A 10,897-nucleotide genomic window follows, 5' to 3' on the forward strand; every position below is an offset into this window, starting at 1 on the left:
CAATATTTTTGCCAGAAACTGACTAACTTATTCTCCCTTTTCGTTTTTTTCGATCACAATATCCGTGACTTCTTCCAGACTGACATCAGTGAAAAAATATCGCAGAATTTCTTCACAGGATTTTCCTTCCTCTGCCATCTTCTTTGCCGTGTACTGGCTCATCCCAAGACCGTGCCCGATTCCCTTTGCCGTAACCCTTGTCTTCCCGTCATAATCCTGAAGCGCAAAGCATGACGAGGCAAGATGATAGGTTCTCCGGAATTCTTCACCATTTACTGTTTCACTGCCACAACGGACCTCTGTCACATACCCGGCATTGTCTGTTCCTGTCACTTCCATGTCACTTCCCTGGATCATGGACACTGTCATCTCCTCTTTTGCCTCCACATCTTCGGGACATTCCCTGCTCTGAAGATACGGATACTCTTCCGAACCAAACACTTCATTTCCAGACCTTGTTTTTCCGTTGCTTAACCGGTGATACGGGGTCAGAATCAGCCTTCCGTCATACATCAGAACCTGTCCCCTTGTCTCATCCCACGCAGCTTTCATCTTCTCATAATATTCTCCATAATGATCTGCTCCCCAGTTGCTCTCCATCTGCTGCCTGGTCCAGTATTCCTTCGTCAGGACAGTGCTGGTGCCCTCATCCTGGATGCTTTTGTAAATGCTGGTCCGGATCAACACTGCCTGTGCCTTTAACGCTTCCTCCTCCGCATCTCCCTCAATTTCTTTAGCCAGAATCCCGATCCCATATTCATCCAGCGAAATTTTTCTGTTCTTTTCGTCACTTTTTACGGTCACATACGGGCTCGTCCCATTGTCCTGCGCCAAACTGCTTCTGCCATTCAGCAGAATCGTAACCACATACGGAAGTAATATAAGAATGGCAGCAAAATAGCCTGCCTGTCTGAAGTATTTTCGCATAATAAAACCTCCCATACCACTGTATGAGAGGTTTTGACTGATTATGCTTCTGGTTTAACTGTAACATAATCCAGTTTCCAGATATTATCAACATATTCCTGAATGGTTCTGTCTGAAGTAAATTTACCACAGCTTGCTGTATTCAGAAGTGCCATCTTAGCCCAACGATCCGGATCTTTGTAAGCTTCTTCCACTTTCTTCTGTGCTTCTGCATAAGAGCGGAAGTCTTTCAGGATAAAGTATCTGTCCGGTCTGTCTCCACCCTGTGTATTCAGAAGTGAATTATACAGGTCGCGGAACATCTCATGGTCACCATGTGAATAAGTTCCATCCATCAACTGGTCAACGACTCTCTTAATATCCCAGTCATTGAAGTAGATCTCCTGCGGGTTATATCCGCCATTATTCTCATAGTTGATAACTTCGTCAGAACTGAGGCCGAAAATAAATGCATTTTCAATTCCAACTTCTTCTACGATCTCTACATTGGCTCCATCCATAGTTCCAAGTGTCGGTGCACCGTTCAGCATGAACTTCATGTTACCTGTTCCGGAAGCTTCTTTGGAAGCGGTAGAAATCTGTTCGCTGACATCTGCTGCCGCGAAGATCCATTCTGCGTTGGATACGCGGTAATCTTCGATAAATACGACTTTCAGCTTTCCATTGATGCTCAGGTCATTATTTACCACATCTGCTACAGAGTTGATCAGTTTGATGATCTCTTTTGCACGGACATATCCTGCGGAAGCTTTTGCACCAAAGATAAATGTTCTCGGATAGAAGGACATCTCCGGATGTTCTTTGATCTGGTTGTACAGATACATTACATGCAGAATATTAAGAAGCTGTCTCTTATATTCATGAAGACGCTTAACCTGTACATCATAAATAGATCTCGGATCGATCTCTACTCCATTGTGTTCCAGAATATATTTTGCAAGACGTTCTTTGTTCTTGTATTTGATATCCATAAATTCTGCTCTTGCCTTCGGATCATCTGCAAGCGGTTTTAATTTTGACATCTGGGACAGATCTGTGATCCAGCCGTCTCCGATGTGGTCTGTTACCCAGTCTGCAAGCAGCGGGTTTCCATGAAGAAGGAATCTTCTCTGTGTGATACCATTGGTCTTGTTGTTGAATTTCTCCGGCATCATTTCGTAGAAATCTTTTAATTCCTGATGTTTCAGAATCTCTGTATGAAGTCTTGCAACACCATTTACGGAGTAGCCTGCAATAATAGCCATATGTGCCATTCTTACCTGACCGTCCATCAGGATAGCCATCTTACGGACTTTATCTTCATTGCCCGGATACATACGGCGAACCTGTTCTACAAAACGGCGGTCAATTTCCTGTACAATCTGGTATACACGCGGAAGCAGTCTTGAAAACAGGTCGATCGGCCATTTTTCAAGTGCTTCTGACATGATAGTATGGTTGGTGTAAGCAACCGTCTTTGTTGTTACTTCCCATGCTTCATCCCATCCAAGACCTTCCTGGTCAATGAGCAGACGCATCAACTCTGCAACTGCTACAGTCGGGTGAGTATCGTTCATCTGGATCGTAACTTTTTCATACAGTTTGCGCACATCTTTGTGTTTCTTTTTATATTTATCAAGCATAACCTGAAGACTGGCAGATACAAAGAAATACTGCTGTTTCAGACGAAGCTCTTTTCCTGCATAGTGGTTGTCATTTGGATAAAGAACCTCTACGATCGTTTTTGCAAGGTTTTCCTGCTCGATCGCTTTATGGTATTCTCCTCTGTCAAATGCATCCAGTTTAAAGTCTGTGATTGCCTGTGCATCCCAGATACGCAGTGTATTGACTACGTGGTTGCCATATCCTACGATCGGCATATCATATGGAATAGCAAGTACGGATTCATAATTTTCCTGGATGAAATCTTCTTTCTTGGTCTGTTCATTATACTGTACACGAATGGTACCACCAAAACGGACTTCCTTTGCATACTCGTCACGACGGATTTCAAACGGATTGCCATCTTTGAGCCAGTTATCCGGTACTTCTACCTGATAGCCATCTTTGATCTTCTGTTTGAACATACCGTAGCGGTAACGGATTCCACAGCCGTAAGCTGCGTATCCAAGAGATGCAAGTGAATCCAGGAAGCAAGCTGCAAGACGTCCAAGACCACCATTACCAAGTGCTGCATCCGGTTCCTGATCTTCTACCACATTCAGATCAATGCCCATCTCATCAAGGGCTTCTTTTACTTCTTTATATGCAGTCATGTTGATCAGGTTGTTGCCAAGTGCACGTCCCATAAGAAATTCCATTGACATATAATATACGGTCTTTGGATCTTCTTTTTCGTATGTTTTCTGTGTCGCAAGCCAGTCATCTACGATTGCTTCTTTTACTGCATAAGATACTGCCTGGAAAATCTGCTGCGGAGTTGCTTCTTCAATCTCTTTACGATACAGTGTCCGCACATTTTCTTTCACATCATTTTTAAAAGTTTCTTTTTCAAATCTTTTACTGTACATACTTATATTCCCTTCTCATTTTGCGCAGCGGCAGGGATTATTCTCCCTGCTTTTCTACACCCATATTTACAGCTTCACCGTTGATCTTCCAGTCTTTCACATAGCCTGCAGGTTCAGCCTTTTCAACTGCTACCGCAAGTGTCTCCTGTCCGATCTGCTCTGCATACTCTGCAAATACTTTTTCTGCTTTTTCGCTTCCGTCGTAAGTTACCTTGATCTTGTCCATAACTTCAAATCCGGCTTCCTTACGCATAGTCTGGATCTTACTGATGATCTCACGTACAAATCCTTCTGTCAGAAGTTCTTCTGTCAGGTTTGTATCCAGTACAACGGTGATACCATAGTCACTCTCAGATACATATCCTTCCATCTGTGCCATATCGATCAGAAGGTCTTCTTTTGTAAGTTCAATTTCCTGTCCATTTACCTGAAGCTTCAGAACACCTGTCGCATTCAGTTCGTCCATAGCAGCATTTCCGTCCAGATTGCTGAGTTCATTTTTGATTCCACCTAACAGTTTACCATATTTTGGTCCAACTGTCTTTAATTGTGGTTTAAATGTATAAGAAGTAAATGCACGAACATCATCTGTAAGTTCGATTTCTTTTACATTCAGCTCATCTGTCACGATATCCTGATAGAACTCCGGCAGATCGGAAGCACCTTTTACGAACATCTTTCCGATCGGCTGACGGTTCTTGATGTTGGCTGTATTACGGCATGCACGTCCCATTACAACGATCTTCAGAACTTCATCCATGTTCTCTTCCAGAGTCTTATCGATATAAGCTTCATTTGCAACCGGATAATCACAAAGGTGGATACTTTCCGGAGCGCTTTCATCTACGCTTCTTACCAGGTTCTGATAAATTTCTTCGGTCATGAACGGGATCATCGGTGCTGCAACCTTTGATACAGTAACGAGTGCTGTATAAAGAGTCATGTAAGCATTGATCTTATCCTGTTCCATTCCTTTTGCCCAGAAACGTTCGCGGCTTCGTCTTACATACCAGTTACTCATATCATCTACGAAGTCCTGAAGTGCTCTTGCAGCTTCCGGAATCTGGTAATTTGCAAGATGATTATCTACTGTCTTGATCAGTGTATTCAGTTTTGATAAGAGCCATTTATCCATTACAGATAATTTGTCATATTCAAGTGCATATTTTGTTGCATCAAAATCATCAATATTAGCATACAATACGAAGAATGCATAGGTGTTCCAGAGTGTTCCCATGAACTTTCTCTGTCCTTCCATAACCGCTTTTCCATGGAAACGGTTCGGCAGCCACGGTGCACTGTTTACATAGAAATACCAGCGGATCGCATCTGCACCGTATGTCTCCAGAGCATCAAACGGATCAACCGCATTTCCTTTGGATTTACTCATCTTCTGACCATTTTCATCCTGTACATGTCCGAGAACGATTACGTTCTGGTATGGTGCTTTGTTGAAAATCAGGGTTGAAATTGCCAACAGAGAATAGAACCATCCTCTTGTCTGGTCAACGGCTTCAGAAATGAACTGAGCCGGGAACTGCTGTTCAAATACTTCTTTATTTTCAAATGGATAGTGATGCTGTGCAAACGGCATGGATCCGCTGTCGAACCAGCAGTCGATAACTTCCGGTACACGGTGCATCTGTTTTCCACACTTCGGACACTTGATTGTTACATCGTCAATATATGGACGGTGAAGCTCGATATCATCCGGGCAGTTGTCTGACATGGATTTCAGTTCTTCAATGCTTCCGATTGAGTGCTGGCATCCGCATTCGCATTCCCAGATATTCAGTGGAGTTCCCCAGTAACGGTTACGGCTGATACCCCAGTCCTGAACATTTTCAAGCCAGTCACCAAAACGTCCTTTACCAATGCTTTCCGGAATCCAGTTGATAGTATTGTTATTTGCGATCAGGTCATCTTTAACTTCTGTCATCTTGATGAACCATGATTCTCTTGCATAGTAGATCAGTGGAGTATCACATCTCCAGCAGTGCGGATAACTGTGTTCAAACTTCGGAGCATCGAAGAGAAGTCCACGAGCATCCAGATCTTTAAGTACTTCCGGATCAGCCTTCTTTACAAAGAGTCCTGCAAATGGAGTTGTCTCACCCATATCACCTTTTTCGTCAACAAGCTGCACGAATGGAAGGTCATATTTGCGTCCTACTTTTGCATCGTCTTCACCAAATGCCGGTGCCAGATGAACAACACCAGTACCATCTGTCAGAGTTACATAATCATCACAGGTAACAAAGAATGCTTTCTTTTTCTGTTTTTCTGCGCAGTCATATGCACACTGGTAAAGCGGTTCATATTCTTTGTATTCCAGATCTTTTCCTTTGTAAGTTTCCAGAACTTCGTATGCCGGTTTGTCTTCTTCTGCAAATTTCCCAAGAATGGTGTCAAGCAGAGCGCATGCCATATAATAAGTATATCCGTCTGCACATTTTACTTTTGCGTAATCTTCTTCCGGGTTTACGCAGAGTGCGATATTAGACGGAAGAGTCCAAGGTGTGGTTGTCCATGCAAGGATGTATGCATCTTCGTCTTTCACTTTGAATCGAACGATAGCAGAACGTTCTTTGACGTCCTTATATCCCTGTGCAACTTCCTGTGCTGAAAGTGGTGTTCCACAACGTGGACAATACGGAACGATCTTAAATCCTTTGTAAAGGAGTCCCTTATCCCAGATTTTCTTCAGAGCCCACCATTCAGACTCGATAAAGTTATTATCATAAGTAACATATGGATTTTCCATATCTGCCCAGAAACCTACTGTAGAAGAGAAATCTTCCCACATTCCTTTGTATTTCCAGACACTTTCTTTACATTTATTGATAAATGGTTCTACACCATATTTTTCAATCTGATCTTTTCCGTCAAGGCCGAGCAGCTTTTCTACTTCCAGCTCTACCGGCAGTCCGTGAGTATCCCATCCTGCCTTACGCGGAACCATGTAGCCCTTCATTGTACGGTATCTCGGGATCATATCTTTGATTACACGGGTAAGAACGTGTCCGATATGCGGTTTTCCATTTGCTGTCGGAGGTCCATCGTAGAAAGTATAAGTTTCTCCTTCTTTACGGTTCTCCATACTTTTCTTGAAAATATCTTCTTCATTCCAGAATTTTTCAACTTCTTTTTCTCTGTCTACAAACTTCAGGTCTGTATCCACTTTTTTGTACTTAGCCATGATAAGCTCCTTTCTGAATCAATGACTTTGTATGCATTTTTGGTATATAGAAAAATGTGCCCCGGCACGTAGTGCCCTTAATTTTGCAGGAAGTTTTTGGAATTTCCTGCAAAATTAAAAAAGACTTTCACCCGTAAAAGGACGAAAGTCTGTACATCGTTAACCACCTGTTACTGCATACCAGCATATGAGTTTCCTGTAACGGGGGAAATAACCGTCAGAACTTACTCGCCAGATTGCTTTCAGTTACTGCAACTCGGAAGTGATGTTCAGATCTACCCTACTTGCACCGGTCTTCCACCATCTCCGGTTCGCTTTACCTTTCAAATAAACCTTACTGTCTTCGTCAATGTCTTTTGATCTTTTTTCACCATTTCTAGGTTATTATAATAAAGAACCCCTTGCTTCGTCAAGGGGTTCTGCGGGATTTCGTGATTCTTTCCTTATATTTGACTGACCAGACGTTAATCTTTGTCAACTTCTCTTCTGCGCTTTCTGTTTGTTTCCACTTTCTTCTTTCTCAAGTGTTTCAGAACAGCCCTCCATACAATAATAAGAATGAGTACTGCTGCAATCACACAGATTACAAGGATTACCTCTCGTGGTATTGTACTCTGAGCCTGCTTTTGTGTTTCACTGTCTGACTTATCGCCGGACACCTGTGCTTCATTTTCTGTGTTATCCTTCTGCAGATATTCATCACTTAATGTCACAGCTGCTTTTCCGACCGGGTTGCCCTGATAAGTATAAGTTACTGTTCCGGTGCTGCTGTTCGTGTCATCCTGCGTAATTTCGTAATCCAGGCTTTGGAAATTTACATTTTCCGGAAGTACAACATATGCATTCGGATCAATTTCTTTAAAATCTGCGGAGTCTTCATAATCCGCAATCGTATATTTTGCGAAATTATTAAATCCATACTCCAGTAAATTGACGGAGTCTGGGTATACATTTTTCCCATGTGTCTTCAAGACAACACTGATCAGCTCCAGATTATCATCTGCTGCACAAGATACCAACGTGTTGAGTGCTTCATCCGTATAACCGGTTTTTCCGGCTATTGTCTTTGGATAATAATAGTCGTTTCCCTCGTAAAACATCAGATCACTCTGTTGAAAGGTTCTCGCCTGATTTACCAGATTGGTTGCACCGATCGTATACTGCTGTGTCTGGGCAATCGTCTTGAATTCTTCATGATTTTCAAGCAGTTCCTGCGTAATAAGTGCCATATCACGTGCCGTCGTATAATGGTTCTGCGCATTCAGCCCATTCGGATTTTCAAAATCAGAATTTACTGCTCCCAGCTCTTTTGCGCGTTCATTCATCTTTGCAATAAAGCCATCATATCCTAAACCACCCACATTTTCAGCAATCGCATAAGCAACTTCATTTGCAGATGCCATCAGAAGTGCGTGAAGCGCATCATTTAAAGAAATTTCCTCCCCCGCGATCATTCCGATATAAGCATCCCCCTCTGCTACACAATCCACACTATTCTGTGTAATCGTGATCTTGTCATCAAGATTGCCGTTTTCCAATGCGACAAGTGCCGTTAAAATCTTTGTAATACTGGCAGGATAAGCCTTTCCGTCAATGTTTTTCGCATAAAGGATCGCACCGCTTTTTGCCTCCATGACAATTCCAGCCTCTCCGTAAGTAGCCGGTCCTTCCGGCCAGTTCTCCAGCTCATTGCTGGCAATCTTCATATCATATGCCTGCTGTGTTACTTCATCGATTTTCTGCTGCTGCAGGGCTTTAATTTCTTCTTGATTTTTTCCGGAAGTTTCTTCCTCTGTCAGATTATAATTGCTGACCGTTGTATCAATTGGTTCATTTGCTGACGTATCTTCTGCAAATGCGGTCATTCCAAGACTTCCAACCATCACTGCCACCAGCGATGCACTTAAAATTTTCTTCCATCTCCTCACGGATCTTCTCCTCCAAATTCTTTAATCTTATCCGATAAATCCCCGATATCTGTTCAGGCATGCGTAAATATCCTGTTTACGGATCTGTGCCATTGATACAGAAAGATAACTTCCTTTGCAAAGGGATGCCAGACCTTGCTTCTTAATCTGACTCCAGAGCTTTTCCACGCAAAGATCAACATCCTGTTCCTTCCGTTCCATTTCTTCCAGCAGATTCTCTAGGCAGTACGCTAATGCCGTTGTCTGTTCTGCATCCAGGATTTGTTCTACATATTTCAGATCCACATTTTCTCTTCCAATAGAAAATGAATCTTTACCAAACTGTTTTATCTTCACCTGATCTCTCTTCTTTTCTATTTTTCCGGCCTTTAAGCTTCTGTGATGATCTTTATCAAATAAGACAGCTACATCAACCGGAACCTTTTTCTCTCCGGTCTCACTTTTTTCACCAATCACCGTTTTCACTTTTTCTGTGATATCGTACGTTCGGTAATTATCCATCTGCAGCACATGATCAGCAATGTAAAAATAAGATCCAGAACTTCCGGCCACCAGAATAATAGAAATTCCCTGCTTTTGATACAGGTTACCTGCCTGAAGAGTAAATGGTGTAATCGGTTCCTGTTCGCCGGATACGACAGCCTGCATCAGCTCATCTCTGACCATAAAGTTCGTCGCACAGGTGTCTTCATCGATCAAAAGACATTTTGCACCTGACTGTACCGCTTCTACCACATTTGCAGCCTGCGAAGTCGAACCACTGGCATCCTCTGTAGAAAAATTTACTGTATCTTTCTTATTCGGCAGATCATTGATAAACGGTGAAATATTGATATGGGATACACATCTTCCGTCCTCGGCCCGGATCTTCATCGCAGTATCCAAAGTAATCACGTATTCTCTACCATCTCCGGCGACGTGATTGTAAATTCCCTGTTCGAGTGCCTTCAGAAGTGTTGATTTCCCATGATATCCTCCACCCACGATCAAAGTAATTCCTTCCGGAATTCCCATTCCTTTTATTTTACCCCGGTGTGGAAGTTCCATCTCTACTTCCATACTTTCCGGTGCTTCAAAAGCAATTGCACCTTTCATAGGCTTCTGTGATACACCACTTTCTCTTGGCAGTATAGAACCATTTGCCACAAATGCAATAAGTCTCCGCTTTGTCAGTTCTCTTCTTATATAATGTTGATCTTCCGCAAGTTCTATACACTTTTTCACTTCCTGCTGATTCAGGTTCTTATAATATAAAGATCTGTCAGCTATTTCCGGAAGATACTCAAACAAAATCTTCCTCAGTTCAAATGCATTGATCGTCCGTCCATTTGCCGGAAATCCAACTTCAAACCGTACCAGAAGATCTCCATCCTTAATTTCAAATGCAGTCCTGTCCAGAACCTCCTGTCCACAGCGGCTTATCCCAATCAATCCACTTTTTCCGGAACCCTTTGCCTGGAAAATAAATTTGGAAACAGCTTTTCCGAATTGTCTTGTCAGATAATCCTGAAGCGCAATTCTTCTGTGTTCTTCTTTATAATATTCTTCTGGAAATCTCGCCTGGATTTTCTTCACCTGAATACTCAGCTTTGACGGAGAAGCAAATGGATCTCCTTGTACATGATCAATATTGAGCTGGTATCCCTGAAACTGATAGCTTCCTCTCAAATCTTTGTAAGCTGGATAGCTTCTTCGATTGATACTCATCAAATTTTTTTCTAATTCTGCTGCTGATTTCATATCCTGCTCCCTCTTATCAAATTCTATGATGTTGGGGTCAAGAGGTCAAAAATCCTCTTGCAGGCAAGTTTGCATCGGCTTTCTGACCTTTTGACCCTGGTATCATTCTATTTTACTAGCAAAAATTTACTTGGTGCATATTAAATTTTCTATAGAACGAAAAAAGATGTAAACCCAATTTATACAGGATTTACATCTTCTAAATCATGAAGCATCGGGGATTCGAACCCCGGACAACTTGATTAAAAGTCAAGTGCTCTACCACCTGAGCTAATGCTCCATCTGTTATACAGCTTGCCTTCTTTCGAAGACAGTGCCCAGAACCGGAATCGAACCAGTGACACGAGGATTTTCAGTCCTCTGCTCTACCGACTGAGCTATCTGGGCATACACACTAATGTGTGAGTTGCGGGAGCAGGATTTGAACCTACGACCTTCGGGTTATGAGCCCGACGAGCTACCAGACTGCTCCATCCCGCGATGATATCTCATTATAGCACATTTTTTCTAAATATGCAATGGGCGGAGGTGGATTCGAACCACCGAAGCAAATTGCAGCAGATTTACAGTCTGTCCCCTTTGGCCACTCGGGA

General features: G+C 42.6%; 5 protein-coding genes and 3 tRNA genes. All 8 read right to left on the minus strand.

The window, feature by feature from the left end; all coding sequences use genetic code 11:
• Positions 1-27: 27 nt before the first annotated feature.
• The 8 genes from AB5213_RS15625 to AB5213_RS15660 all read right to left on the minus strand — a co-directional run bounded on the left by AB5213_RS15625 (position 28) and on the right by AB5213_RS15660 (position 10,784).
• Entirely contained in the window at positions 28-927 is a 900-nt protein-coding gene (locus tag AB5213_RS15625) for a SpoIID/LytB domain-containing protein (RefSeq protein WP_368276915.1), read from the minus strand.
• Positions 928-968: 41 nt separating this feature from the next.
• Positions 969-3,437, minus strand: coding sequence for a glycogen/starch/alpha-glucan phosphorylase (locus AB5213_RS15630; protein ID WP_173685385.1), 2,469 nt, complete (start codon positions 3,435-3,437; stop codon positions 969-971).
• 37 nt (positions 3,438-3,474) lie between these two features.
• On the minus strand, positions 3,475-6,636 hold the full coding sequence (gene ileS / locus AB5213_RS15635; RefSeq protein WP_368276916.1) for an isoleucine--tRNA ligase: 3,162 nt from the start codon (positions 6,634-6,636) through the stop codon (positions 3,475-3,477).
• Between the two features lie 464 nt (positions 6,637-7,100).
• Positions 7,101-8,564, minus strand: coding sequence for a D-alanyl-D-alanine carboxypeptidase family protein (locus tag AB5213_RS15640; RefSeq protein WP_195255469.1), 1,464 nt, complete (start codon positions 8,562-8,564; stop codon positions 7,101-7,103).
• Between the two features lie 27 nt (positions 8,565-8,591).
• On the minus strand, positions 8,592-10,304 hold the full coding sequence (locus AB5213_RS15645) for an ABC-ATPase domain-containing protein (RefSeq protein ID WP_368276917.1): 1,713 nt from the start codon (positions 10,302-10,304) through the stop codon (positions 8,592-8,594).
• 207 nt (positions 10,305-10,511) lie between these two features.
• A tRNA-Lys gene (locus AB5213_RS15650) sits at positions 10,512-10,584 on the minus strand.
• A 34-nt stretch (positions 10,585-10,618) separates the two neighbouring features.
• A tRNA-Phe gene (locus tag AB5213_RS15655) sits at positions 10,619-10,691 on the minus strand.
• 19 nt (positions 10,692-10,710) lie between these two features.
• A tRNA-Met gene (locus AB5213_RS15660) sits at positions 10,711-10,784 on the minus strand.
• Between the last annotated feature and the right edge of the window lie 113 nt (positions 10,785-10,897).

The sequence above is a fragment of the Coprococcus sp. RTP21204st1_G4_RTP21204_210225 genome (assembly GCF_040915385.1).
Lineage (GTDB): Bacteria > Bacillota > Clostridia > Lachnospirales > Lachnospiraceae > Allocoprococcus > Allocoprococcus comes.

Bases quoted from the DNA above. Each gene is read 5' to 3' on its own strand.
- ileS (WP_368276916.1), bottom strand. From the start codon at position 6,636: ATGGCTAAGTACAAAAAAGTGGATACAGACCTGAAGTTTGTAGACAGA.
- AB5213_RS15630 (WP_173685385.1), bottom strand. From the start codon at position 3,437: ATGTACAGTAAAAGATTTGAAAAAGAAACTTTTAAAAATGATGTGAAA.
- AB5213_RS15645 (WP_368276917.1), bottom strand. From the start codon at position 10,304: ATGAAATCAGCAGCAGAATTAGAAAAAAATTTGATGAGTATCAATCGA.
- AB5213_RS15625 (WP_368276915.1), bottom strand. From the start codon at position 927: ATGCGAAAATACTTCAGACAGGCAGGCTATTTTGCTGCCATTCTTATA.